Raw genomic sequence first — 25,130 nt, 5'->3', positions numbered from 1 at the left:
CGCCCGTGCCGCCGCTGCCGGTCGACTCCGGGCCGCCGGCGCGGAGGGGACGCCTGGCGACGTTCGTCCGCGGGCGGTGGCTCAGGACGATCCCCGGCCGCATCGGCACGCACGTCGCGCTATGCCTGGCCGCCATCCTCGCGCTGCTGATCGTCCTGAACGTGGCGATCGGGAACGCGCGCGACTCCGTCCAGACGATCGGGCACGACGCGGGCCCGCAGGTCGTCGCGACCAGCACGCTGTACTTCGCGCTCAGCGACATGGACGCGCAGGTCTCCAACATCCTCCTGATCGGCCGCGAGCACAGCCTCGGCATCGGCTACGACGAATCGCTGCGCGTCTACGAGCAGCGCCGCGCGGAGGCGGACGCGGCCGCCGTGATGGCCGCGCAGCTAGCCGGACGCGACCCGGCACTCCGCCGGACCGTCCAGGAGGTCCTCGACGGCCTCGGCAAATACGAACGGCTCGTCGGCCAGGCCATGAAGCTGGACGAGCTGGCCGCGCACGCGCCGGGCCAGCTCCCGCCGGACGTCATCGAGGCCTACCGCCAGGCGACCGACCTGATGAAGCTGCAGCTCCTGCCGAAGGCGTACAACATCACGCTCGACACGGGCGCGCACGTCCGGCAGTCATACGAGACGAAGCGCTCGGCGGTGCTCGCGGGCCGCACCTGGGTCGCCGTCACCGGCCTGATCGTCCTGCTGTTCCTGGCCGCGACGCAGCTCTACCTGGCGCGGACGTTCCGCCGCGTCCTCAACCCGGCGCTGGTGCTCGCGACGCTCGCCGCGCTCGCCCTCACCGGCGTCGGCGCGGCCCTCCTGACGGCGCAGGCCGGGCACATCAAGAAGGCCAAGGAGGACGGCTTCGACTCGATCCTGCAGCTGTCCAGGGCACGCGCGATCAGCCACAGCGCGTTCGCCGACGAGAGCCGCTACCTCCTCGACCCCGGACGCGCCGACACCTACGAGCAGACCTACCTCGACAAGTCGCTGTCGGTCATCCAGCCGGACATGGGCGACAAGCCCGTGAACCTGGAGAACTACTACGCGGGCCTTGAGCAGAAACTCGGCCCCTACAAGCCCGGCCAGAAGAGCGTCCCGTTCCTCGGCTTCTTCGGGGACGAGGCGCGCCGCATGGAGAAGGGCCGCGAGGCGGAGACGCTGCGGCGGACGCTCGACGCGTACCGGACCGTCCAGCGCAACGACGCGGAGATGCGGCGGCTCGCGTCGGCCGGGAACCGGGCGGGCGCCATCGACATGCGGATGGGGCGCACGTCCGGCGCGATCCGCGACTTCGGCGCCTACGACAAGGCGCTGGGCGAGCTGACGGCCGTCCACCAGGAGTCCTTCGACAAGGAGATCGAGGACGCGGACGGCGGCCTGCGCGGCTGGAAGGCGGTCCCGGCCGGCGGCGCCGCCGTGATCGCCCTGCTGATCTTCGCGGGGGTCCGTCCCCGGCTGGCCGAGTTCCGGTGAAGGAGACGAACATGCGCGCCACCCCCCGGGCTCACCGGGCCATCGCCGCCGGCGCGGCCCTGACCGCCGTGGCCGCGCTGTCGGGCTGCGGCCTCGGCGGCTCGGAGAAGGAGAGCATGTCCCACAAGGAGTCCCTCGTCATCGGCGTGAAGGAGGACCAGCCCGCCCTCGGCGTCAAGCGCCCGGACGGGACGTACGAGGGCTTCGACGTCGACGTCGCCACCTACATCGCGGCCGAGCTCGGCGTCCCGAAGAGCCGCCTCACCTTCAAGACGACGAACTCCTCCGTCCGCGAGGAGGCCCTCGCCAAGGGCACCGTGGACATGATCGTCGCGACGTACTCGATCACCGCCAAGCGCAAGATGGACGTCACGTTCGGCGGCCCGTACTACGTCGCGCACCAGGACACCTTCGTCCGCGCCGACGCCGCAGCGATCAACGACGTGCGGGACCTGAAGGGCAAGCGGATCTGCGAGGTGACCGGCTCCAACTCGTGGCGCCGCGTCATCGAGGAGCGCAAGGTCGCCGCGCAGCCGGTCACCGTGAACACCTACGGGGCCTGCATGGACGCCCTCGCCGCCGGACGCCTCGACGCCGTCTCGACCGACGACCTCATCCTCGCCGGGTTCGCCGCCGGCCGCCCCGGACGGATGATCAACGCGCCGTTCACGGACGAGAAGTACGGCGTCGGCCTCAGGAAGGGCGACCTGAAGGGCTGCGAGGAGGTCAACCGCGCCATCACCCGCATGTACCAGGACGGCACGGCCCAGCGCCTGCTGACCAAGTGGTTCGGCAAGTCGGGCCTCAAGCTGAACACCGGCGTCCCCCAGTTCGAGGGCTGCAGCTGAGACGGCGGGTCAGGAGCGGGTGGTCGTGGACGGGAGCGCGCTCAGCGCCTCGCGGAGCGTGTCGTAGATCGGGATGAACTTGTCGATCCCGGTGATGTGGAAGACCCGCTGGACCCGCGGCGGCAGCGCGACCAGCGCGACGACGGTGCCGCGCTCGGTGGCGCGGCGGTTGGCGGCGACGATCGCGTTCAGGCCCGTCGAGTCGCAGAACGTGACCTCGCGCATGTCCACGACCATGGGCTCGCCGGAGTCCACGACCTCGTACAGCGCGTCCTCGAAGCGCGTGCGGGACACCACGTCGATGTCCCCGTGCACACGTACGAGGGTGCAGCGGTCGTCGCGCATCAGGTTGATGTCGAAGTCCATGGTCACCTCACGCCCCACTCCGGCGGTACCCGGCCATCTCAGGTGACTCCTCAGGATTGCGCACCCGTGCCCGCATTCCAAGCTCTTCCCGGGAAAAGGACCAGGTCGCCCGGTGGCGCCCCGGACCGTAACACCCCAGGACGGCCCGCCCCGTACCTGCTCTAGACACTACCCGACGGGACCATCCGGAGCGTCCCGCCGCGTCCCCGGACATCCGGGAAACGTCACAATAACTTACTCAAGCGAAACTTACTACATAGTAAGGAATGGCGGATAAGTCCCTGGGCGGCATGCTTGACCTGCGGATGGCCAATTCCTGACCGGTCCCGCGCGTTGAAAGGCGGGCGCTGACCCGGGGGCGGATCGGCGCAGACGTTACAGTGGCGGTGGGCGAATTCGGGAGGGCCGGGTGTTCTACACGTTCATGACGCGCGTGGTGCGTCCGATCCTCTGGCTGCTTTTCCGCCCCCGCGTCGTCGGCGGCGAGAACGTGCCGAGCTACGGGCCGCTGATCGTGGCGAGCAACCACCTGTCGTTCATCGACAGCTTCATCATCCCGCTCGCCGTCCCGCGCCCCGTCACCTACATCGCCAAGGCCGCCTACTTCGAGGGCGGCGGGCTCAAGAAGACCTTCGTCCGCTGGTTCCTCACCAACCTCGGGCACGTGCCCGTCCGGCGTGGCGCCAGGCGCGCCGCGATGGGCTCCCTGGAGCAGGCGGCCGAGGTCCTGGAGAACGCCGGCGCGTTCGCGATCTACCCGGAGGGGACCCGCTCCCCGGACGGACGCCTCTACCGCGGCCGCACCGGCATCGGCTGGCTCGTCCTGGAGTCCGGCGCCCGCGTCCTGCCCGTCGCGCTGGAGGGCACGGAGAAGATCCAGCCGATCGGCGCGTCCCTGCCGCGCGTGTTCGGCCCCCGCCCCACCGTCCGCATCGGGCCGCCGATGGACTTCTCCCACTACCGCGACCTGCCGCCCGCCAAGGCCCGCCGCGCCATCGCCGACGAGATCGTCGAGACGATCCAGAAGATGTCCGGCCAGGAGTACGCCGCCGAGTACAACGACCGCGCCGAACAAGGCTGACTCGGGGGCGTTTCGTCCCGAACGCGTGTCGTCCGCGGCGACTCGCCCCTTCTGCGCTTAGGGTCGCCGCCATGGCGCAGAGGCTCCTCCCGATCGTGCTGCTGTCGACGGCCGCCGCCGCCACCGCGTGCGGCGGCGGCGGTGAACGCGCCCGTCCCGTCCACGGCACCGCGCCCGCCGAGATCGCGGGCGTCGGCTACACCGCCGACGAGCTCGCCCAGGCGCTCCTCGTGCATGTCCCCGGCTACCGCCGCGCGGGCGAGCCGGACGCCGGGGAGTACGGGACGCTCAAGGCCGTCCAGAACGCCGCCAGGCTCCAGCGCGACACCGTCCTCGACAAGCCCCAGTGCGGGACGAGCCGTCCCGGCGGCGCCGTCGACGTCGACGCCCCCGCGGCCCTCGTCACGTTCGCCAGGAAGGGCATGACCGTCACCGAGACGCTGATGGGGATGCCCGCCGCGGACGCCGAGAAGCAGGTCAACGCCCGCGTCCCCGCCGACTGCCTGACGTTCCGCACCAGGGTCGGCTCCCACCGCGCCGACCACCGCGTCGTCGAGACCCCGAAGGGCGAGATCGGCGAGGGCTCCCGCACCGTCGGCATCGCCACCGTCAGCGGCGCCGCCCACGCCCGCACCTGGTACGTCGTCTTCCGCGGCCGCCACTACCTGGCCACCATCACCCTCTACGGCCCCACCGCCACCCGCGCCGAGGCCGAACGCCTGGCCCGGGCCTCCCGCGCGCACGCCGCCAAGATCCTCCCGTAGCGCCTCCGCCCGGTGCATATGGCGGTTGTTGCGGATAGCGTTCGGTTTACGTCGCGCGGGGACTGGCTCCGGGCCGTTGGACCAGGGAGTGTCGTTGATCGGTAAGGAGGGCCGGGTGACCGGCAGGGTCGCTCCCGGGACGGTCGGGGAGGTGATGATCCCGGTCCGCGGCGGGGTCGAGGCGTTCTACGCGCATCCCGTCGATCCGCGTGACGAGATCGGCGTCGGGACGATCGTCGTCGTGGTCGAGTACCACCCGCCGCGCACGGTGTACGTGGCGCCCGCGTTCGGAGGTTAGCGGCGCCCGCGTTCGGAGGTTAGCGGCGCCCGCGTTCGGGGGTTGGCGGGGCCCCGCTGCCGGGAGGGGTCTCTGGGGCGTTCTCCCAGAATGAGGCGTATTCGCGGGCGAACCAGAGGATCGTCCGTTGCGTCTATTGGGAAACGCGGACGTGCCTGGCTTCGGGGGCCGGCCGCTCACAACCGAAGAGGAGGCCGTATGCCCGTGCTCGTGGTGGCGATCGCAGCCGTCGTCGCGCTGATCGTGTTGATCATCTTGTTCAAGCTCGTCTGGCGGGTCGCGGAGCCGAACGAGGCGCTGATCATCTCCGGGCTCGGCGCCAGGTCCAAGCCGATCGACGGCGTGGACAGCCTCGGGTTCAAGATCGTGACGGGCAAGGGCACCGCGGTGATGCCGGGCTTCCAGACGTCCAGGCGGCTGCGGCTGGACAGCCGCGCGTCCAACCTCGAAGTGAACTGCGTGACGCAGCAGGGCATCCCGGTGAAGGTCCGCGGCGTGGTCATCTACAAGGTCGGGGACGACTTCGTCTCGATCGCCAACGCCGCGCGCCGCTTCCTGGAACAGCAGAAGTCGATGGATGGCGCCATCCACGAGCTGTTCACCGGCCACCTCCGCTCGATCATCGGCAACCTCACCGTCGAGGACCTCATCCTCAACCGGGAGCGGCTGACGTCCGAGACCCGCGGGTCGGCCGCGGACGAGATGAGCAAGCTCGGCCTGATCGTGGACTCGCTGCAGATACAGGAGATCGACGACGAGACCGGCTACATCCGCAACCTCGGGCGTCCGCACGCGGCCCGGGTCGCCGCCGCCGCCCGGATCGCCGAGGCCGAGCGGAACCAGGAGGCCACCGTCCGGGAGCAGGAGACCGAGCGGGAGAACGCGGCGGTCATCCGCGACACCGAGATGAAGAAGGCCGAGTACGACGGCCAGGTGCAGCAGGCCGCGCAGCAGGCCCGCCAGGAGGTCATCCTCAAGGAGACCCGCAACGCCGAGCTGGAGGCCGAGCGGACCGAGAAGCGGCTGGAGAGCGAGATCCGCAAGCCCGCCGACGCCAAGGCCTACGAGCAGGTCAAGCTGGCCGAGGCGGAGCGCGAGGAGCGCATCTCCTACGCCCAGGCGGCCGCGACCGAGGTCCAGCTGAAGGCGCAGCGCGAGTCCGAGGCGATCCGGCTGCTCGGTGAGGCCGAGGGCGACGCGATCCGCCAGAAGGGCCTCGCCGAGGCGGAGGCGATCAAGGCCCGCGCGGAGGCGCTGGCCAAGAACACCGACGCCGTCATCGCGCAGCAGCTCGCGGAGAAGTGGCCGCAGATCGTCGAGGCCGGCGCGGGCGTGTTCGGCAACGTCGACAACATGGTCGTGCTGAACGGCGCCCAGGGCGTCGAGGACATGCTCGCCAAGGCGCTGACGCTCGGCGGCACGGGCCTGGGCGTCGCGCGGCAGCTTCTGAGCAACCTGAACGTCCAGGACGGCAACCCCCAGAACGGCCACGCCCCCGCCGTCCCCGCGACGGTCCCGGTGGAGGCCCCCAAGGAGCAGAAGGAAAAGGAAGACGACTGATCCTGGTCGTCGCGTGGAGAGGCCCGGCCCTGGCGCCGGGCCTTCTCATGTCCACGGGGCGGGAGGCCGTGCCCCAATAGACTTCCCGCATGTCCGTCCCGCGGCTCGCCGTCTCTGTCGATCTTGTCGTGCTCACCGTGCGGGAGCAGCGGCTGTGCGCGCTGCGGTGGCGCCGCGACAGGGACCCCTACCTCGGGGCCTGGTCGCTGCCGGGCGGGTTCATCCAGCTGGACGAGGACCTTCCGGCGGCGGCGTCGCGGCTGATGGCGGAGCGGGCGGGGCTGGCGGACGTCCGGATTCATCTTGAGCAACTCGCCACGTACGGGTATCCAGATCGTGACCCTCGGCAGCGGGTCGTGAGCGTCGCGTATCTGGGGTTGGCGCCTGATCTTCCGGCGTCCAGCCGGGCGCAGGTGCTGTGGACGGCCGTGGACGACCTCGTCCACCAGGACAGGGCGGCGTTCGACCACCGGCGGATCCTGTGCGACGGCATGGAGCGGGCGCGGGCGAAGCTGGAGTACACCTCGCTGGCGGCCGCTTTCTGCCCACCGGAATTTACCGTCGCGGAGCTGCGCCGGGTCTACGAGATCGTCTGGGGGACGAGCCTGGACCCGCGGAACTTCCACCGGAAGGTCACGGGGGCCGACCGGTTCCTCATCCCGACCGAGCAGACGACGACCCGCGACGGCGGCCGTCCGGCGCGGCTGTACCGGCGTGGGGACGCCGAGCAGCTGCGCCCGCCGATGCTCCGGCCGTCCCCCCGCGGCCGCGATCTCGCCCCGTGACCCGGAGCCCGTGACGGGGGGCCGTGACGGGGGGGGCCGCGCCGAGGGCGGTGAGCTGGGGTGATGTCGCGGGCATGGCGGGACGGTTGCTATTTTCGCTGGCTATGAACGGTGAGTCGTCCGAAATGCTCAGCCTGCTCGTGCGGGACATCGGGGACGCCGGTGTCGCGGAGATGGCCGGGTCGCCGGGACTGGCGGCGGCCGTCGACCAGCATGTGGCGGGCCTGCGGGAGGAACTCGGCGCGCCGGGCCGGCCGCCCGGCGAGTCCGAGCTGATGGGCTACCTGCATGAATTCGCCGAGAAGGCTTTCAACCGCGGCTGGTGGCCGGATGATACCCGGGACTGGGAGTTCGTCCGGATCGTGGCGGTTTGCTGGATGATGCGGGACGCTGCATAGGCTGGGGATCATCACACCCTGGCCGGGGGTCATCACCCCCCTGCGCATCCGCTAACTGGAGGACAACGGTGTCCGAGGCAACCACTCCGCGCTTCCGCTCCGTCCTCGACCGGTTCGTGGCCTACAAGCCCGGCAAGGTCGTGGTGTCGCCCGAGGGACGCTCGTTCAAGCTGTCGTCGAACGAGTCGCCGCACGGCCCGCTCCCGTCGGTCGTGGACGCGATCGGCGAGGCGGCGCGGAACGTCAACCGGTACCCGGACAACAACGCGACCGCGCTGACCGAGGCGATCGCGGCGTTCTACGGCGTCCCCGCCGACCATGTGGCGGTCGGCTGCGGCTCGGTTGGCATGACGCAGATGCTGCTGGAGGCGGTCGCCGAGCCGGGCGCGGAGGTCGTGTACGCGTGGCGGTCGTTCGAGGCGTACCCGCTGCTGGTGTCGCTCTCAGGCGCGACGGCCGTGCAGGTGCCGCTGCGGGACGAGACGCACGACCTGTCCGCGATGGCCGCCGCGATCACCCCCCGGACGCGGCTGATCTTCCTCTGCAACCCGAACAACCCGACGGGCACGGTCGTCCGGCGGGCGGAGATCGAGGCGTTCCTGGACCGCGTCCCGTCCGACTGCCTGGTGGTGCTGGACGAGGCGTACCGCGAGTACATCCGCGACGACGACGTCCCCGACGGCCTCACCCTCTACGGCGACCGCCCGAACCTGGCGATCCTGCGGACGTTCTCCAAGGCGTACGGGCTCGCCGGGCTCCGGATCGGGTTCCTCGTCGCGCACCCCCTGGTGGCCGGTGCGATCCGCAAGACGTTCCTGCCGTTCAGCGTGAACTCGGTCGCGCAGGCTGCGGGCGTCGCGTCCCTGGCGGCCACTGACGAGCTGCTGGAGCGCGTCGAGGGGACGGTGAAGGAGCGCGACCGCGTCCGCGCCGCCCTGATCGCCGACGGCTGGACGGTCCCGCCCACCGAGGCCAACTTCGTCTGGCTGCGCCTCGGCGCCCGGACGATGGAGTTCTCCGAAGCCTGCGACGCGCAGGGGGTCAGCGTCCGCCCGTTCCCCGGCGAGGGCGCCCGCGTCTCGATCGGCTCCCCGGAGGAGAACGACGCGTTCCTCGCCGTCGCCAAGTCCTTCCCGCACCGCAACTGAACGCCCGCGACTGAACGCCCGCGACCGAACGGTGGGGGCATGCCCCCGGACGCGGGTCGCGTCCGGGGGCATGCCGCGTCGCCCTCGTCAGCTTGTCTTGGCCGTGGGGCCGAGCTTCTCGACGATCAGGCGGTAGAGCTGGCGCGGACGGCCGGGCTGCGGCGTCCGGTTCGGGGGCAGGGGCCAGGCGAGGCCCTCCTCGACGAGGGTGCGCAGGAGGCGGCGGGCGGTGCGCGGGGTGACGCCGAGCATCTTGCCGGCGTTCTCCGCGTCGACGATCAGCGGCTGCTCCTGGTCGCCGAGCTTGTCGGCGAGGCGCGCGAGGATCTCCAGTCCCTTGGGCTTGGCCTGCGGCTGCGTGCGCGGCGGGGTGCGCGGCGCGGGCACCAGGGCCCGGCCGTCGCGGTCGAGCGCGAAGCCCTGCGCGCGCTGGGAGCTCTGGGACCGGGCGAGGGCGGCGCGGGCGTGGTTCTCCGCCTCGTGCGCGGTGCGGCCCATGCCGATGCCGACCTCGATGGCGAGGCCGAGCTCCTCGCGGACGCGTTCGACGAACGGGGGCGTCCGGAACCCCTCGGTGGACGTGGTGACGGAGCCGCGGGTCGCGATGACGAGGTAGCTGTGGTCGTCCAGCGGCCAGACGGACGCGTTCATCCGGTGCGCCTCCTGGAGGAGGACGCGGTGGAGGGCGAGTTTCAGCTCGTCCCGCCAGTAGCGCGGGGTGACGCGGCGGGGCGTCTCGCGGAGGGTGGGGACGTCCACCAGCACGACGACGAGCTGGGACTCCTCCAGGCGGTGGTGCGCGCCGAGCAGCGCGGCGGTCTGCAGGGAGCTGCGGATGGCCGCCCCCGTCGGACGGACCCGGAGGGTCGGCACGCCGGCCATCTCCATCCGTTCCGCGGTGGCGTGTACGCAGGTCATCGCCACGGTCGTCGCGCCTCGCCGCCACAGCCGCTCATGGAACGCGGCGAGCGTGCCAGGCCCGGCGGACTCCTCGCGGAGGTGGACCTGCTCGGTGCCCAGGCTGATCTCGGAGTACGCCTCCTCGACCTCGGCACGGCCGAGCACGTCGATGCTCACCCTGGACGGGTCGAAGCGCTCGTCCAGTGCGGCCCGCAGTAACGCGCCCTGCAGCGCGGCGCCGTTCAGCGGGACGTAGGTGGCGGGCATGGTGAGGACGCCCGCCTTGCGCGCGAAGTCGTACGGGACGGGACTGGCGAACAGGCACACGTCCACGCCCGATCCCAGCCGCACGACCTTGTCGGCGGCCTCCTGCTCGTCTCGGTAGGCGGCGGCCACCAGCCGGCTCGGTACCGGCGTGGGGCCGTGGCCCATCAGCATGACCCTTTCGACCAGGTCATGGGGGCCCACGACGCCGATCGTGAGGTCGGGGGTGACCGACCCCGTTCGTGCGGCCGTCATCGATGATCGCTCGCTTCCGGTCCATCCTCTCGGCGGGGGTCCGGCCCCGACCACGCGTTCGCGCACGCTCCGCCCAACCGTTGACTCATGGCATGTAGCCCCTGCCTTCTGACCCAGCACCGCTCTTCACTGCCTCGTGGGCAGATCGGGTCAGGACGCCGTTGTGTGACGCTCAGACCCGAAATCGAATCAAGAGTGCTGCGAAAAAGTAACCTACGCGACCCCCTAGTCAGTAATTTGTCACCATTCGGCCAGCCATGATCCTGCATCTTCGGTCGTCCGAAGTTGAAAAACAAGACCCGAAATCATCCGCGGACGGCTGTTCTGACGCTGTTGCGCACTGGGAAGACCCGTACGGAGCGGGTTTGGTTTACGCAAGGCCGAAACCCGTCCGTCCCGATGCCGATCGGGCCGGAAAGACGAGTGATCCGTTACGGCCGGGCCGATCATCGGGTCCGGTGATTTTCTACCGGGTTACGGTCCGTCCGAACGGGACCGTTCCACTGGTTTCTTCCCAGCTCAGTGCGACGCCGCCGGACGCGCCGGGACGCGTCCGCACAGCGATGCGTGATCGCGCGGTCACCGACCGCTGATCGATTTCCCGCCCGCCCGTTACACGACCCGTCAGGTGCTACTCCGGAGTTGGTCAGAACGGGGCCACATTCGGCCGATTCAGCCGTCCAGGCCGAGAACCGCCCCGGAAGCGCCAGAGGCGCCGCCCGAGCGGCTCGCTCGGACGGCGCCTCTGGGCGCGCTGCTGGGGTGGTGCAGAGGGGCTAGTCGGCCTCGCGGACGATCTCCGCGCCGAGCTGCGAGAGGCGCTCGGCGGTGTGCGCGTGGCCGCGGTCCAGGTAGTAGCCCGAGGTGATCGTGGTCTCGCCCTCGGCGGCGAGGCCCGCGAGGATGAGCGCGCTGCCGCAGCGCAGGTCGTGCGCCTCGACCTCGGCGCCGCGCAGCCCGCGCGGGCCGTTCACCTTGGCGCGGTTGCCGTCCACCTCGATGTCGGCGCCCATCTTGGTCAGCTCGTCGGCCAGCTTGAACCGGCCGTCGAAGATCCGCTCGTAGATGTAGGACGGCCCCTCGGCGAGGCAGGACAGCGCCATCAGCGGCGACTGCAGGTCGGTCGCGAAGCCCGGGTACTCGTCGGTGATGACGTTGATCGGACGCAGCGTCCGGTCGCGGCGGACCTGCAGCACCGCGCCCTGCTGGTGGAACTCCAGGCCCATCTGCTCCAGCTTGTCGGCCGCGACGCCGAGGTGCTCCAGCGTGGCGCCGACGAGGTTCAGGTCGCCGCCGGTGATCGCGGCGGCCATCACGAACACGCCCGCGTCGATCCGGTCGGGCATCACGGTGTGCTCGACGGCGGTCAGCTCGTCCACGCCCTCGACGGTGACGAACCCGGTGCCGCCGCCGCTGATCCGGGCGCCCATCGCCTGGAGGATCGCGATGTTGTCCAGCACCTCGGGCTCCAGCGCCGCGTTCTTGATCAGCGTGGTGCCGCGGGCCAGCGCCGCCGCCATGATCAGGTTCTCGGTGCCGGTGTGCGAGGGGGTGTCGCAGTAGAGCGTCCCGCCGCGCAGGTCGCCGGCCTTGATGTGGATGATGCCGTCGCCGTTGTCGGCCACGTGCTCGGTGACCGTGGCGCCCATCCGCTTGAAGCCGTTGTAGTGGAAGTCGAGGTTGCGGCTGCCGAGGTTGCACCCGCCGACGCCCTCGATGACCGCCTCGCCGAGCCGGTGCAGCAGCGCGGGGACGAACAGGAACGAGCCGCGGAACCGGGACGCGATGTCGGCGGGCAGCACCGGGCTGCTCAGCGACGACGCGTCGATCACCAGGGTGCGCTCGGTCTCGTGCAGCTCCGCCTTCGCGCCCACCGCCCGCGCCAGCTCCACGGCGCGCCGGACGTCCTCGATGATCGGGACGTTGCGCAGGACGGTCCGGCCCTTGCAGGCCATCAGCGAGGCGCCGATCATCGGCAGGACGGCGTTCTTGGCGCCCTGGACGAATACGGTGCCGTGCAGCCGCCGGCCGCCGCGCACGCGATAACGAACCTCGTGGCCCATGCTCATGCCGCCTTACTCCTTCTCGGTGCGGATTGTGCCTGCAAGTGGGAGCACGAGGGCCGAGCGCGCCGAACGGTCCCCCCTCTGCGCCAACGCGACCCCAGTAAACCATTGGGCCGGGTGTGTCGGGCCCGGCCCGCGCCACGCGGGCGTCAGTCTGCCCGTTGGGATGCCCGCGAGGCGGAGAAAGTTCAGTCTTCCCCGATGGCGGGCAAGCAAAAGCCATGATCAGGCGGCATGAGCGAAGGCTGCAGGCGGGCGGCGGTTACTGGAGGGCGGCGGTTACTGGAGAGCGGCCAGGCGGTCGAAGACGGGGTCGAGGCGCTCGACGAAGCGTTCGGGGCGGCACACGTCGTCCAGGCGGGCCTCGTCCAGCTTCAGGCCCGCTTCGGCGGCGCGCCTGCGCAGCGTCTCGCGGAACGGGACGCCGGTCTCCCAGGTCTCCATCGCGGCCTTCTGGACGAGCGGGTACGCCTCGTCGTCGCGCGACATCCCGGCCTCGACCAGTTCGAGCAGGACGGTCGAGGTGTAGATGAGCCCGCCGGTCGATTCGAGGTTGGCCAGCATCCGCGCCTCATCGACGACGAGCCCGGACATCAGGCGGTTCGTCAGGTTCAGCATGTAGTCGAGGGCGACGGACGCGTCCGGCAGCGCGATCCGCTCCGTGGACGAGTGCGAGATGTCCCGCTCGTGCCACAGCGGGATGCCCTCTAGGACCGGGACGATCTGCGCCCGCACGATCCGCGCCATCCCGGCGAGCCGCTCCGAGATGATCGGGTTCTTCTTGTGCGGCATCGCCGACGAGCCCTTCTGGCCCTTCCCGAACGGCTCCCACAGCTCGCGGACCTCCGTCCGCTGCCCGTGCCGCACCTCCAGCGCGACCGCCTCGCACACCGTCGCCATGATCGCCAGCGTGGACACCCACTCGCTGATGCCGTCCCGCATGACGACCTGCGTGGACACGTCCGCGGACCGGAGGCCGAGCTTGCGCGCGACGTGCAGCTCGACGGCCGGGTCGATGTTGGAGTACGTCCCGACCGCGCCGGAGATCGCCATCACGCCGACGGCCTCGCGCGCGCGCCGCAGCCGGTCCCGCGACCGCGCCATCGCGAACGCGAAGTCGGCGACGCGGTGGCCCCACACGTCGGGCTCGCCGTGGATGCCGTGCGTCCGCCCGACCCGCAGCGTCGCCCTGTGCGCCAGCGCGTGGTCGCGCAGGGTCGCGACGAGCGCGTCCGCCTTGGCGAGCAGGATGTCGGTGGCCTCGACGAGCTGCAGCGCCAGCGCCGTGTCGAGCAGGTCGGACGACGTCATCCCGAAGTGGACGTACCGCGCCGCCTCGCGCGGCTCGGTGTTGTCCGCCCACGCCGACAGGAAGGCGATCACGTCATGCTGCGTGACCGCCTCGATCGCGTGCACCGCCTCGGGCGTCGGCGGCGGCGCGTTCCGGACCGGCTCGACCACCTCCGGCGGGATCGTGCCGGCCTCGGCGTGGGCCTCGACCACCAGGGTCTCGACCTGACACCACAGCTCGTACTTGTGCGCGTCGCTCCAGACGCGTCCCATTTCCGGAAGCGTGTACCGTTCGATCACCCGACGATTGTCCCAGGTCGACGGGCCCGCCGCGCGCCCGGGGGCGCGGGGTTCAGGCCCTGGTCTTGATGGCCTTGAGTGCGATGTCCGACCGGTGGTGGGAGCCGCGCAGGCCGATCTTCGACACCGCCTCGTAGGCCGCGCCGCGGGCCGCGCCCAGGTCGGAGCCCGTGCCGACGACGTTCAGGACGCGCCCGCCGGACGCGACGAGCCGTCCGTCCCCGTCGACCTTCGTGCCCGCGTGCAGCACGTACGCGCCCTCGACCGCGGCGGCCTCGGCCAGCCCGGTGATCTCGTCGCCCTTCACCGGCGCGGCCGGATACCCCTCGGCCGCCACGACCACCGTGACCGCCGCGCCCGGATGCCACTCGGGCCGGAACGCCGGGTCGAGGCCGCCGATCGCGCACGCCTGCAGCAGCTTCCCGATCGGGGTCGCCAGCCTGTCCAGGACGACCTGCGTCTCGGGATCCCCGAACCGCGCGTTGAACTCCACCACCCGCACGCCCTTGGACGTCAGCGACAGCCCCGCGTACAGGACGCCGACATACGGCGTCTCGCGGCGGCGCAGTTCGTCCACCGCAGGCTGGACGACCGTGGACATGACCTCGTCCACGAGCCCCGGCGGCGTCCACGCGAGCGGCGTGTACGCGCCCATCCCGCCCGTGTTGGGACCCTCGTCGCCGTCGTGGGCGCGCTTGAAGTCCTGCGCGGGCAGCAGCGGGACGGCGTTCTCGCCGTCGCACAGCGCGAACAGGGAGACCTCGGGACCGTCCAGGAACTCCTCGATCACCACCCGCTCGCACCCGGCGGCGTGCCGCGACGCCTCCGCGCGGTCCCCGGTGACGACGACGCCCTTCCCCGCCGCGAGCCCGTCGTCCTTCACGACGTAGGGCGGGCCGAACGCGTCGAGCGCCTCCTCCACCTGCATCGTCGTGTCGCACACCCGCGCGTCGGCGGTCGGCACCCCGGCCGCCGCCATGATCTCCTTCGCGAACGCCTTGGACGCCTCGATCCGCGCGGCGGCGCGGTCCGGCCCGAAGCACGGGATCCCCGCCTTCCGGAGGGCGTCGCCGATGCCCGCCACCAGCACCGCCTCCGGCCCGACGACCACGAGATCGACCCGCAGCCGCTCCGCCAGCTCGGTCACCGCCGTCGGGTCGGTCGGATCGAGCTGATGGTTGTCCGCGATCCCGGCCGTGCCCGGGTTGCCCGGGGCGCAGTGGAGGGCGGTGACGACGGGGTCGCGGCGCAGGGCGCGGGCGAGCGCATGCTCGCGGCCACCCGATCCAAGGACGAGTACTCGCACGCCACGCGAGCTTACTTGCCCGGCCCGCTGAGGCGGCCGTCACACCGTCGACGTGTGAACCTCGGCGATGCGGGCGGCGTCCTAAATGTCGGCTGGTAGGCTTCCACCGGCTTTACCGCGTGCCGTGAGACGTGCGAAAGGAGGTGGTCGGGATGAGTCCTGGTGATCCTTGCAGTTCGCCGGAAAACCCTCACAGTCCGGGCAGGACTGTCCGACCGTCCGCCTCCATCTGGCGTCCGGCCACCGCTCCCGCGCGCTCCCCTAACTGACCGGGTCGAGCGCGCCACCGCGCGCGTGGCCGGCGGGTTAGGAGCACCTCATGGCCATGACACGAGTCCGGCCGGGCCGCGCACTGTTCAAGACCCGCGGCCGTCCCACCGGCGTCCAGGCGCCGCACCGCGGCTCCGCCGTCATCGACTGGGCCGCCTACATCGACGGGCACCGTGCCTCCACCGACACCGTCGCCGACGCCGTCCGCCTCATCCGCGACGGCCGCCTCACCGCCGACGGCGACAGCGCCGGATTCGTCTGGGTCGGCCTCCACGAGCCGTCCGCCGCCGAGCTCACCGACCTCGCCGAGGTGTTCGGGCTGCACCCGCTCGCCGTCGAGGACGCCATCAACGCCCATCAGCGTCCCAAGCTGGAGCGCTACGACGACGTCCACTTCGTCGTCATGAAGACCGTCGGCTACGTCTCCACCGGCCCCGGCGGCGCCGAGGTCGTCGAGACCGGCGAGATCATGATCTTCTGCGGGCCGGACTTCGTCGTCACCGTCCGGCACGGCGAGCACGGCGCGCTCGGCCCCGTCCGCCGCGACCTGGAGCACGACCCCGCCCGCCTCGCGCTCGGCCCCGCCGCCGTCCTGCACGCCGTCGCCGACCGCGTCGTGGACGGCTACGTCGGCGTCGCCGAGGCCGTCATGGAGGACATCGACGAGGTCGAGGAGGCCGTCTTCTCCCCCGAGCGCACCGACGAGTCCCGCCGCATCTACCGCCTCAAGCGCGAGGTCATCCAGCTCAAGCGCGCCGTCGGCCCCCTCGCCGGCCCGCTGCGCCACCTGACGGGACGCCGCTTCGTCCCCGCCGAGATCAAGGAGTACCTGCGCGACGTCGAGGACCACCTCACCCGCGTCCGCGAGCAGGTCGAGGCCTACGACGAGCTCCTCAACCCGATCCTGCAAGCCCACATGACCCAGGTCACCGTCGCCGACAACAGGGACATGCGGAAGATCTCCGCCTGGGGCGCCATCTTCATGGTCCCCACCGCCATAGCGGGGATCTACGGGATGAACTTCGACTTCATGCCCGAGACCCAATGGCGCTTCGGCTACCCCATGATCCTCAGCGTCATAGCGATGGCCTGCTTCTCCCTCTACCGAGGCTTCCGCCGCAACGGCTGGTTGTGATCTTTTGGGGGGGCGACCCCCCAATCCCCCCGGCTGCGCGGCACGGGTCTCCTCGCTCTGGTCGCTGGCGCTCCCGCCGCTGCGGGGACGCGGCGCGCCGGGCATGCCCGCTGCGCTCGCTGGCGCTCGCTCCGCGTGCCTGCCCTTGACCGTCGGCTGAGGTTCAAGCCCTCGTTCGGTCAGTCTGCGAGGTGCGGACCAGTGAGGAGGCGGCGGAGGCGGTCGGGGTAGTCGGTGACTATGGCGTCTACGCCGTATTTGGTGAAGCGGGTCATGTCTTCGGGGGTGTTGACCGTCCAGACGATGACGGGGAGGCCCGCGGCGTGGGCCTGGTCCACCAGGGCGGGGGTCGTCAGGACGTGTTCTGGGGAGACGGCCGTGGCGCCTATCGCGGACGCGGCGGCGACGGGGTTCTCTGGGGAGTGGCCCGCCAGCCATGGAGTGCCCTCGGCGAGCGTCTTGCGTTCGTAGAGGGCTACGCGGCCGAACTCCGGGTGGCGGTCTCGGGCCGTGGTCAGGACGCGCCAGTCGAAGGCCAGGAGGCGGGTTCGCTTCGTTAGGTCGGCGGATTTCAGGACGTCCACTGTGGCCGTCAGGAGGTCGTCGATCTCCGTCAATGGCCAGGTGGGGTCGGTCTTGAGCTCTACGGAGAGGGTCACGTCCGCTGGGGACAGGAGTTCGCACGCCTCGGTGAGGGTGGGGATGCGCGCTCCGGGGACGGGGGTCTGCGTGAAACGGTCGTGGCGGCGGACCCCCGCGTCCACGGTGCGGAGTTGAGCGAGGGTCAGGTCGCGGATCTTCTTGCCCACGTAGGGGTAGGCCGGGTCGTCGGGGCGGACGGGCGCCGTGTCGGTGAGGTTGGCCGGTGAGAGCGTCTGGTCGTGGTTGAGGACGACGACGCCGTCGGCGGAGCGGCCCACGTCCAGCTCGATGGCGTCCACGCCTAGGTCGAGGGCGTGTGCGAAGCCGGGGAGGGTGTTCTCCGGACGGAGGCCGCGGGCGCCGCGGTGGCCATGGATCTCGACGGGCGCGGGGATCTCGGCGGGCACGTCAGACGAGGGAGCGGAGGGAGAGCGTCTGGTCGCGGCCGGGGCCGACGCCGATCGCGGAGATGCGGCAGCCGGACATCTCCTCCAGCGCCCGGACGTACGCCTGCGCGTTCTTGGGGAGGTCCTCGAACTTCTTCGCGCCGCTGATGTCCTCGCGCCAGCCGTCCAGGTACTCAAGGACGGGCTTGGCATGGTGGAACTCCGTCTGCGTCGTGGGCAACTCGTCCGCGCGGACGCCGTCGATCTCGTAGGCGACGCACACCGGGACGCGCTCAAGCCCGGACAGGACGTCCAGCTTCGTGAGGAAGTAGTCGGTGATGCCGTTGACGCGGGTGGCGTAGCGGGCGATGACGGCGTCGAACCAGCCGCAGCGGCGGTCGCGTCCCGTGGTGACGCCGTACTCGCCGCCGGTCTTGCGCAGGTATTCGCCCTGCTCGTCCAGCAGCTCGGTGGGGAAGGGGCCCGAGCCGACGCGGGTCGTGTACGCCTTGATGATGCCGATCACGCGGCTGATCTTCGTGGGGCCGATGCCGGAGCCCGCGCACGCGCCGCCCGCCGTCGGGCTGGACGACGTCACGAACGGGTACGTGCCGTGGTCGAGGTCGAGCAGCGTCCCCTGCGCGCCCTCCAGCAGGACGACCTTGCCGCCGTCCAGCGCCTCGTTCAGGACGAGCGTCGTGTCGGCGACGAACGGCTTGAGCCGCTCCCCGTACTCCACGTACTCCTGGACGATCGGCCCGGTCTCGATGCGGCGCCGGTTGTAGACCTTCGTCAGGACCTGGTTCTTCTCGCGCAACGCCAGGTCGAGCTTCTGGGTGAGGATGTTCGGGTCGAACAGGTCCTGCACCCGGACGCCCATCCGGTTGATCTTGTCGGCGTAGGTGGGGCCGATGCCGCGTCCGGTGGTGCCGATCCTGGCCTTGCCGAGGTAGCGCTCGGTGACCTTGTCGAGGGCCCGGTGGTGCGGCATGATCAGGTGCGCGTTCGCCGAGATCAGCAGCCGTTCGCAGCTCACCCCGCGGTTCCGCAGGCCGTCGATCTCCTGCAGCAGCACGGCCGGGTCGATGACCACGCCGTTGCCGATCACCGGGACGACCTCCGGCGAGAGCACCCCGGACGGCAGCAGGTGCAGCGCGTAGCTCTGGTCGCCGATGACCACGGTGTGCCCGGCGTTGTTGCCACCCTGGTAGCGGACGACGTAGTCGACGTCCCCGCCGAGCAGGTCTGTGGCCTTGCCCTTGCCCTCATCTCCCCATTGGGCTCCGACAAGAACGATGGCAGGCATGCCACTTTCCCTTCCCACGACGAAGGCCCCGGTCGCCGCAAGCGCGCGAAGGGGCCTCTTGCGATCAAAGCGTACCCGCACCTGGACGGCAAGAAAACCGGAGGCGAACGTCCGCGCCGATCAGCCGGTGAAGTAGTGGCCGTCCTCCAGGTCCGGGATCAGTCCGGGCCCCGCGGGCTCCCAGCCGAGCAGCTTCCGCGTCGACTCGCTCGACGCCGGGCAGTCGGCCGACGCGAACGGGGAGAGGAAGCCGAAGTGGCCCTCCTTCTCCTCGGCGGGGATCGCGGCGACCGGCAGCTTCAGGCGGCGGCCGATGACGCCGGCGATGTCGCGCAGCGGCACGCCCTCGTCGGCGACCGCGTGCAGCCGCGTGCCCGCCGGCGCCGACTCCAGGGCCAGCCGGAACAGGCAGGCCGCGTCGAGCCTGTGCACGGCGGGCCAGCGGTTGGCGCCGTCCCCCACGTACGCCGCGACGCCCTTCTCGCGGGCGATGCGGATCAGCGCCGGGACGAAGCCGCCGGCGTCGTCCGGGCCGTGCACGGACGACGGGAGCCGGACGACCGACGACCGCACCCCGCGCTCCGCCAGGGCGATCGTCGCGTCCTCCGCCGGAGTCCGGTGCGAGGCCGCGGCGGGCGGGTCGTCCTCCGTGGCCGGGCGGTCCGCCGGAGCCGCCACGGTGCCGGACGCGACCGCGAACGGCTTGCCGGTCCCGCCGAGCGCGGCGCCGATGGCCTGAACGGCGCGCAGGTCGACCTCACCGGCGAGTTCGAGCTCGGACGCGTACATGAGGTCGTGCCGGTAGGCCAGGTGGACGACGCCGTCCGCCGTCCCCGCCCCGGCGCGCAGCGTGCCGAGGTCGCCGAGGTCGCCGCGATGCACGCCCGCCCCGGCGGCCGACAGCGCGGCGGCGGACGAATCCGACCTGGCCAGGCCCACGACCCGGTGCCCGGCACCGATGAGCTCGCGGACGACGGCGGAGCCGATGAACCCGGTCGCGCCGGTCACGAATACGCGCACGATGCACTCCTTCTGGGCAGCGGTGCGTCCATCGTCGGAGCGGCATCGGGCGGACGTCCAAAGCCTGTTGTGCATCGGGCAATGCGCCTCAGGCATCACCGCAGCTCAACGCGTATGAGTACGCTTTCGGCATGCCCGATCCGACCGCCGCCGTCCCAGACCTCGACCTGCGGCTGGTGCGGTACTTCGTCGCCGTCGCGGAGCAGCGGCACTTCGGCCGTGCCGCCGAGATCCTGCACGTGACGCAGCCGTCGCTGAGCCGGCAGGTCCGCCGCCTCGAACGGCAGCTCGGCGCCCGCCTCCTCGACCGCACCCCGCGCGGCACCCGGCTCACCGAGGCCGGGGAGGTGTTCCTGCCCCGCGCAAAGGCGCTGCTGCGCTCAGCGGCACAGGCGGCGGCCCAGGCCCGGGCCGCCGCCGAGCCCAGCCGGATCGTCATCGGATACACGACGGGCCTGATCGTCACCCCGGCGGTGCGCGAGCTGCGCCGCCGCCACCCGGACGCCGACGTCCGCACCCTGCACATCGCCTGGAACGAACCGCGCGCGGCGCTTCTGGACCACCGCGTCGACGCGGTCGTGACCCGGCTGCCGTTCGCGACCGGCGGGCTGCGGGTGACCGTCCTGTACGACGAGCCGCGCGCCCTGCTGGTACCGCTCGACCACCGGCTGGCGGGGAGGGAGTCGGTCACCCTCGACGACATCGCCGATGAGCCGCTGCCCCGGCTGTCCGGCGACCCGGAATGGAACGCGCACTGGCGCATCGATCCCAGGCCCGACGGAAGCCCCGCGCCCGGCGGACCCGTCGTGGACGCCATCGAGGACAAGAACGAGTTCATCGCCGCCGGCCAGGCCGTGGCGATCGTCCCGGCCGGCTTCGCCTTCCGCCCCGACCTCACGACCGTGCCGCTGGACGGCGTCGAGCCGAGCCATGTCGTCCTCGCGACCCGTCCCGGTGACCGCGACCGCCTGCTCGCCGACTTCCGCAAACTAGCCGAAGCCCACCTCGCGCAGCCTTGCCGATGAATCCCTTCCGGGGCCGAAATCGCCAGAGTCCGTGGTTCGGGTCAGGGGGCGTTGAGGGTGTCGGCGGCGGTTGGGCTGCTGTCGCGGAGGAAGGTCTTGCAGCGTTCGGCCTCGCCGTCCTCGCCGATGGCGGCGGCGGCGCGGCCGAGGGCGTGCAGGGCGCGGAGGAAGCCGCGGTTGGCCTCGTGCTCCCACGGGACGGGTCCCTGGCCCTTCCAGCCGGCCCGGCGGAGCTGGTCGAGGCCGCGGTGGTAGCCGGTGCGGGCGAACGCGTACGAGTCGATGACGCTGCCGTTCGCGAAGGCGCGGTCGGCCAGCTCGGCCCAGGCGGCCGGGAAGTCGGGGTGGCGCGCGGCGACCTCGAACGGGTCGACGCCGTTCTCCAGGGCCGTGCGGGCCTCGGTGTTGTCCGGCAGTTCGGTCGGAGGCGGGCCGCCGAGCAGGTTCTGGGTCATGCGGGTCATCGTAAGCGGGCCTGTCATGTCCGCATCAACCCGGGTCACGGCCGATGTGACCGCCGTGCGGAGCCCTAGGCGGGCATGGGGAGCGGCAGGTGGAAACGCGCGGCGCCGCCGTCCCGCGTCGAGCGGGCCGCGGGCCAGCCGTGGCGGACGAAGAGGAGGCCGCCCGGGTTGGTGAGGGTGACGTCCGCGCCGAACTCGGTGATGCCGCGGAACTCGGCCAGCTCGGCGAGGCGGGCGACCAGCGCGCTGCCGACGCCGTGGCGCTGCCACGGGTCGGTGACGAGCACGGCGATGTCGGCGCACCACGGCCGCTTCGCGAAGCGGACGTACTCGGCGCTGCCGATGATCTCGTCGCCGTCCAGCGCGACCAGGGCCTCGCGGTCCCAGTGGTCGAGGCGGTCCAGCAGCCCGAGGTAGTGCTCGGGGATGTACGGGGTTCCGGAGAAGAAGCGGGTGTAGAGGCTGGTGGCGGACAGCCGGTCCGACATCCGCCGGACGCCGTCGCGGTCGGCGATTCCGTACGGGCGCACCAGGACCCGGCGGCCCCCGGCGCCGCGACCCTCAAGTTGCTTCATGAAACTCATTGGACCGCAAAAGGTTTCATGAAGCAACTCAATAAGCGGGCGCTGCGCCGGCGATGCGTCAGGCGGCGGGGCCGGGGCGGGGCTCGACGTCGGCGGGGCCTAGATGCCCGCCGCAGGAATCGCAGGTGAACTGTGGGGTCAGCGTGCCGTCGCAGCCGCGATGGCCGATGATCAGCGGCGGCCCTTCGGGCGCGTAGTGCCGGTCGCCCCACATCATCAGCGTCATCACGGCGGGCCAGAGCTCCACGCCCTTGCGCGTGAGCCGGTACTCGTACCGCTCCGGCCGCTCCTGGTACGGGACGCGGCGCATGATGCCCTCGTCGCACAGCCGGACGAGCCGGTTGGCGAGGACGTTGCGCGCGATGCCGAGATCGTCCTGGAAGTCGTCGAAGCGCCGCACGCCCTGGAAGGCGGTGCGGATCACCAGCATCGTCCAGCGGTCGCCCACGACCTCCAGCGACCGCGCGACCGAGCAGTTCTGTGACTCATAAGTGCGGGGTAGTGCCACATCTCCGACACTACCCAAGTTTCGTCAAACAACGCGCCCGCTTGCCGCCCGGAGCAGCCGTCTGACCTGGACGATCTCCATCGCCGTCACGCTCGCCGTCACGCTCGCCGCGCCGCCCCTGCGGCGAGCGTGACGGTCTACGGTCAGAGCCGCTACTTCAGCTTCTTGCCCGCGGACTGGAGGCTCTCGCACGCCTCCACCACCCGCGCGGCCATCGCGGCCTCGGCCGCCTTGCCCCACGCGCGCGGGTCGTACTGCTTCTTGTTGCCGACCTCGCCGTCGACCTTCAGCACGCCCTCGTAGTTGCGGAGCATGTGGTCGGCCACCGGACGGGTGAACGCGTACTGGGTGTCGGTGTCGATGTTCATCTTGACGACGCCGTACGACACCGCCTCGCGGATCTCCTCAAGCGTCGAGCCGGAGCCGCCGTGGAACACCAGGTCGAACGGCTTCTCCTTGCCGTGCTTGGCGGCGACCGCGTCCTGGATGTCCTTGAGCACCTCGGGACGCAGCTTCACCGAGCCCGGCTTGTACACGCCGTGCACGTTCCCGAACGTCGCCGCGAGGATGTAGCGGCCCTTCTCGCCGACGCCGACGGCCTCGGCGGTCGCGAGCGCGTCGCCGGGCGTCGTGTACAGCTTCTCGTTGATCTCGTTGGCGACGCCGTCCTCCTCGCCGCCGACGACGCCGATCTCCATCTCCATGATGATCCGCGCCTTGGCGCACTCGTCGAGGAGCTCGGCCGCGATCTGCAGGTTCTCGTGCAGCTCGACCGCCGACCCGTCCCACATGTGCGACTGGAACAGCGGCTCCTCGCCGCGCGCCACCCGCTCCTGCGAGATCTTGATCAGCGGACGCATGAAGCCGTCCAGCTTGTCCTTCGGGCAGTGGTCGGTGTGCAGGGCGATGTTCACCGGGTACCTGGCCGCCACGACCCGGGCGTACTCGGCGAGCGCGCTCGCGCCGACGACCATGTCCTTCACCGCGGCGCCGGACAGGTACTCGGCCCCCCCGGTCGACACCTGCACGATCCCGTCGCTCTCGGCGTCCGCGAAGCCGCGCAGCGCGGCGTTCAGCGTCTGGCTGGACGTCACGTTGATCGCGGGGAAGGCGAAGCCGTCCCGCTTCGCTCGGTCGAGCATCTCCGCGTAGGTCTCGGGCGTTGCGATGGGCATTGGTCAGCGTCCTTTCATACGCAGTGAACGTCGTCATCCGGCCTGTCGCCAGAGTCCTCGCCGGCGCGGCGCCGCCGGATCAGGACGTTCGGGTGTGCCGCCGGGCGTCCAGCGGGCGGTAGCACCCGGACGTCCGCCTACCCAAGCACGAGCCAAGGTCACGCGGTTTTCCGGGTCGGGCATGCCGTCCACGCTCAGTATCCCGCCTAATCGGAGCGTGTGGAAAGGTACGCTCGCGGTGTGGATCTCTCGACCCTTCCCCTCGACATCACCGAGCTTCTGCACCCGCAGTGGTGGCTGCAGCTGTTCGGCACGTTCGCGACGATCGGCGTGCTCGCGATCATCTTCGCGGAGACCGGACTGCTGTTCGGCTGCATCCTGCCGGGCGACTCGCTGCTCTTCACGGCGGGGATCCTCACGGCGGTCTCGACGATCAACGGGGAGGAGTTCCAGCCGCTGTCGCTGCCCTGGCTGCTCGTCGGCGGCCCGATCGCGGCGATCGCGGGCGCGCAGCTCGGCCACTTCCTCGGTGCCCGCTATGGGCGAAAACTCTTTGATCGTCCCGACTCCAGGATCTTCCGGCAGGAGTGGGTGGAGAAGGCCGAGTACTACTTCAACCGATTCGGTCCGGCCAAGGCCGTGGTTCTGGCCAGGTTCATCCCCATCGTCCGGACGTTCCTCAACCCGCTCGCCGGGATGCTCGGCATGTCCACTCGCCGGTTCTTCATCTGGAACTGCATCGGCGCCGTCATCTGGACGGACAGCCTGTTCCTCCTCGGCCACTTCCTCGGTTCCGAGGTTCCCGACATCGAGCGTTACATCCTGCCGGGCGTCGCGGTGATCCTCGTTCTGTCGGTCATCCCGATCATCCGAGAGGTCCTGAAGGGCCGCAAAGCGGACCGGGGTCCAGATAAGAATGACCCCGAAGAGTCACGTCCGTCGCTCAGCGGTGACAGTTATCGCTAACCTCCCCATGTGGGACGTCATCGGTCGGACCCTAGGGGTCTCGCGCGCATACTGATCGCGGCTGTGGCCGTGATGGCCGCCTTGGCCCTCCTCGTCGGCGGAGGCATGGCTCTGGTCAACGCGGTCTCCGGCGAGCCCGAGCAGAAGGGACCGTCGACGAACGCGAGCCGGCCGGCCGCCGAGGAGACCAGCGGCGGTGATCCGTCCCCGGAGACCGCGACGTCGCCGACGGCCGCCCTGCCGCTGGTGATCCGCGTGACCGGCCCGGCGACCCAAGTGGTCGTCCGGGTCGCCGACACCGGCGGCAAGGTCCTCACGAAGGGCATCCTCAACCAGGGCGAGACCCGCAACTACAAGGAGGCGCCGCTCCAGGTCGTCGCCTTCAACGGCGGCGCGGTGCAGGTCGTCATCTACGGCAAGGTGCAGCCGCCGGAGCCGGACGGCCAGCGCGCCGAATGGTTCGTCAAGCCCCGCGCCGGCTGACCCCAGGGCGAGCGGCGGCCAGCTCAGGACAGAGCGGCGGTTAGCCGAGGGCGGAGCGGCGG

General features: G+C 71.1%; 25 protein-coding genes. 13 read left to right on the top strand and 12 right to left on the bottom strand.

What is annotated here, in order from left to right; all coding sequences use genetic code 11:
• Positions 1 to 5: 5 nt before the first annotated feature.
• On the top strand, positions 6 to 1,475 hold the full coding sequence (locus ACH35V_RS15570; protein WP_395972949.1) for a hypothetical protein: 1,470 nt from the start codon (positions 6 to 8) through the stop codon (positions 1,473 to 1,475).
• An 11-nt stretch (positions 1,476 to 1,486) separates the two neighbouring features.
• On the top strand, positions 1,487 to 2,323 hold the full coding sequence (locus tag ACH35V_RS15565) for a glutamate ABC transporter substrate-binding protein (RefSeq protein ID WP_395972947.1): 837 nt from the start codon (positions 1,487 to 1,489) through the stop codon (positions 2,321 to 2,323).
• Positions 2,324 to 2,332: 9 nt separating this feature from the next.
• Here the strand turns inward: ACH35V_RS15565 and ACH35V_RS15560 are convergent, their stop codons facing one another.
• On the bottom strand, positions 2,333 to 2,689 hold the full coding sequence (locus ACH35V_RS15560; protein ID WP_395972945.1) for an STAS domain-containing protein: 357 nt from the start codon (positions 2,687 to 2,689) through the stop codon (positions 2,333 to 2,335).
• A 409-nt stretch (positions 2,690 to 3,098) separates the two neighbouring features.
• On the opposite strand from ACH35V_RS15560, the gene ACH35V_RS15555 reads away from it, so the two are divergent.
• The 7 genes from ACH35V_RS15555 to hisC all read left to right on the top strand — a co-directional run bounded on the left by ACH35V_RS15555 (position 3,099) and on the right by hisC (position 8,723).
• Positions 3,099 to 3,770, top strand: a complete 672-nt coding sequence (locus ACH35V_RS15555; protein ID WP_395972944.1) for a lysophospholipid acyltransferase family protein — start codon at positions 3,099 to 3,101, stop codon at positions 3,768 to 3,770.
• 71 nt (positions 3,771 to 3,841) lie between these two features.
• Positions 3,842 to 4,534, top strand: coding sequence for a hypothetical protein (locus ACH35V_RS15550; protein ID WP_395972942.1), 693 nt, complete (start codon positions 3,842 to 3,844; stop codon positions 4,532 to 4,534).
• A 115-nt stretch (positions 4,535 to 4,649) separates the two neighbouring features.
• Complete coding sequence (locus ACH35V_RS15545; RefSeq protein ID WP_395956514.1) at positions 4,650 to 4,832, top strand: hypothetical protein; 183 nt, start codon at positions 4,650 to 4,652, stop codon at positions 4,830 to 4,832.
• 198 nt (positions 4,833 to 5,030) lie between these two features.
• Positions 5,031 to 6,392: an SPFH domain-containing protein gene (locus ACH35V_RS15540; protein WP_395972940.1), complete on the top strand. Its 1,362-nt coding sequence runs from the start codon at positions 5,031 to 5,033 to the stop codon at positions 6,390 to 6,392.
• An 89-nt stretch (positions 6,393 to 6,481) separates the two neighbouring features.
• Positions 6,482 to 7,177 carry an NrtR DNA-binding winged helix domain-containing protein gene (locus ACH35V_RS15535; RefSeq protein ID WP_395972939.1) on the top strand — a complete coding sequence of 232 codons (696 nt, stop codon included), beginning with the start codon at positions 6,482 to 6,484 and terminating at the stop codon, positions 7,175 to 7,177.
• 104 nt (positions 7,178 to 7,281) lie between these two features.
• A complete protein-coding gene (locus ACH35V_RS15530; protein WP_395972938.1) occupies positions 7,282 to 7,575 on the top strand; it encodes a DUF6401 family natural product biosynthesis protein in 294 nt (97 codons plus the stop codon).
• 68 nt (positions 7,576 to 7,643) lie between these two features.
• Positions 7,644 to 8,723 (top strand): histidinol-phosphate transaminase, encoded by a 1,080-nt coding sequence (gene hisC, locus ACH35V_RS15525; protein WP_395972937.1) that lies wholly within the window; start codon positions 7,644 to 7,646, stop codon positions 8,721 to 8,723.
• An 87-nt stretch (positions 8,724 to 8,810) separates the two neighbouring features.
• Here hisC and ACH35V_RS15520 read toward each other — a convergent pair whose 3' ends face one another.
• The 4 genes from ACH35V_RS15520 to purD form a co-directional block, all read right to left on the bottom strand.
• Positions 8,811 to 10,142: a transcriptional regulator gene (locus tag ACH35V_RS15520; RefSeq protein WP_395972936.1), complete on the bottom strand. Its 1,332-nt coding sequence runs from the start codon at positions 10,140 to 10,142 to the stop codon at positions 8,811 to 8,813.
• Between the two features lie 776 nt (positions 10,143 to 10,918).
• Positions 10,919 to 12,205: a UDP-N-acetylglucosamine 1-carboxyvinyltransferase gene (gene murA, locus ACH35V_RS15515; RefSeq protein ID WP_395973422.1), complete on the bottom strand. Its 1,287-nt coding sequence runs from the start codon at positions 12,203 to 12,205 to the stop codon at positions 10,919 to 10,921.
• A 282-nt stretch (positions 12,206 to 12,487) separates the two neighbouring features.
• The gene (gene purB, locus ACH35V_RS15510; protein WP_395972935.1) at positions 12,488 to 13,798 is read right to left on the bottom strand and encodes an adenylosuccinate lyase; all 1,311 of its coding nucleotides are present in this window, start codon (positions 13,796 to 13,798) and stop codon (positions 12,488 to 12,490) included.
• 52 nt (positions 13,799 to 13,850) lie between these two features.
• Positions 13,851 to 15,104 (bottom strand): phosphoribosylamine--glycine ligase, encoded by a 1,254-nt coding sequence (gene purD / locus ACH35V_RS15505; protein WP_395972934.1) that lies wholly within the window; start codon positions 15,102 to 15,104, stop codon positions 13,851 to 13,853.
• A gap of 319 nt (positions 15,105 to 15,423) precedes the next feature.
• On the opposite strand from purD, the gene ACH35V_RS15500 reads away from it, so the two are divergent.
• Positions 15,424 to 16,509, top strand: coding sequence for a magnesium and cobalt transport protein CorA (locus ACH35V_RS15500; protein ID WP_395972933.1), 1,086 nt, complete (start codon positions 15,424 to 15,426; stop codon positions 16,507 to 16,509).
• A gap of 179 nt (positions 16,510 to 16,688) precedes the next feature.
• Here ACH35V_RS15500 and ACH35V_RS15495 read toward each other — a convergent pair whose 3' ends face one another.
• The 3 genes from ACH35V_RS15495 to ACH35V_RS15485 all read right to left on the bottom strand — a co-directional run bounded on the left by ACH35V_RS15495 (position 16,689) and on the right by ACH35V_RS15485 (position 19,863).
• Positions 16,689 to 17,558 carry a glycerophosphodiester phosphodiesterase family protein gene (locus ACH35V_RS15495; protein WP_395972932.1) on the bottom strand — a complete coding sequence of 290 codons (870 nt, stop codon included), beginning with the start codon at positions 17,556 to 17,558 and terminating at the stop codon, positions 16,689 to 16,691.
• A gap of 1 nt (position 17,559) precedes the next feature.
• Positions 17,560 to 18,843, bottom strand: coding sequence for an adenylosuccinate synthase (locus ACH35V_RS15490; RefSeq protein WP_395972931.1), 1,284 nt, complete (start codon positions 18,841 to 18,843; stop codon positions 17,560 to 17,562).
• Positions 18,844 to 18,963: 120 nt separating this feature from the next.
• Positions 18,964 to 19,863, bottom strand: a complete 900-nt coding sequence (locus ACH35V_RS15485) for an SDR family oxidoreductase (protein ID WP_395972930.1) — start codon at positions 19,861 to 19,863, stop codon at positions 18,964 to 18,966.
• A gap of 131 nt (positions 19,864 to 19,994) precedes the next feature.
• Here ACH35V_RS15485 and ACH35V_RS15480 point away from each other — a divergent pair, with 131 nt between their 5' ends.
• Positions 19,995 to 20,888, top strand: coding sequence for a LysR family transcriptional regulator (locus tag ACH35V_RS15480; protein ID WP_395972928.1), 894 nt, complete (start codon positions 19,995 to 19,997; stop codon positions 20,886 to 20,888).
• 41 nt (positions 20,889 to 20,929) lie between these two features.
• On the opposite strand, the gene ACH35V_RS15475 is transcribed toward ACH35V_RS15480, so the two are convergent.
• The 4 genes from ACH35V_RS15475 to fbaA all read right to left on the bottom strand — a co-directional run bounded on the left by ACH35V_RS15475 (position 20,930) and on the right by fbaA (position 23,619).
• The gene (locus ACH35V_RS15475) at positions 20,930 to 21,352 is read right to left on the bottom strand and encodes a DUF3151 domain-containing protein (RefSeq protein WP_395973420.1); all 423 of its coding nucleotides are present in this window, start codon (positions 21,350 to 21,352) and stop codon (positions 20,930 to 20,932) included.
• Positions 21,353 to 21,417: 65 nt separating this feature from the next.
• Positions 21,418 to 21,927, bottom strand: a complete 510-nt coding sequence (locus ACH35V_RS15470) for a GNAT family N-acetyltransferase (protein ID WP_395972926.1) — start codon at positions 21,925 to 21,927, stop codon at positions 21,418 to 21,420.
• Between the two features lie 67 nt (positions 21,928 to 21,994).
• A complete protein-coding gene (locus ACH35V_RS15465) occupies positions 21,995 to 22,444 on the bottom strand; it encodes a winged helix-turn-helix transcriptional regulator (RefSeq protein ID WP_395972924.1) in 450 nt (149 codons plus the stop codon).
• Positions 22,445 to 22,596: 152 nt separating this feature from the next.
• On the bottom strand, positions 22,597 to 23,619 hold the full coding sequence (gene fbaA, locus ACH35V_RS15460) for a class II fructose-bisphosphate aldolase (protein ID WP_395972922.1): 1,023 nt from the start codon (positions 23,617 to 23,619) through the stop codon (positions 22,597 to 22,599).
• Between the two features lie 240 nt (positions 23,620 to 23,859).
• On the opposite strand from fbaA, the gene ACH35V_RS15455 reads away from it, so the two are divergent.
• Both ACH35V_RS15455 and ACH35V_RS15450 read left to right on the top strand, forming a co-directional pair.
• Complete coding sequence (locus ACH35V_RS15455; protein ID WP_395972920.1) at positions 23,860 to 24,585, top strand: DedA family protein; 726 nt, start codon at positions 23,860 to 23,862, stop codon at positions 24,583 to 24,585.
• 105 nt (positions 24,586 to 24,690) lie between these two features.
• Positions 24,691 to 25,068, top strand: a complete 378-nt coding sequence (locus tag ACH35V_RS15450) for a RodZ domain-containing protein (RefSeq protein ID WP_395972918.1) — start codon at positions 24,691 to 24,693, stop codon at positions 25,066 to 25,068.
• The last annotated feature ends 62 nt before the right edge of the window (positions 25,069 to 25,130 follow it).

Source organism: Actinomadura sp. 1N219 (genome assembly GCF_044326405.1).
In the GTDB taxonomy this organism is placed as follows: Bacteria; Actinomycetota; Actinomycetes; order Streptosporangiales; family Streptosporangiaceae; genus Spirillospora.
Note: the sequence above shows the minus strand (reverse complement) of the source record. Positions and strands in the feature narration are given on the sequence as shown.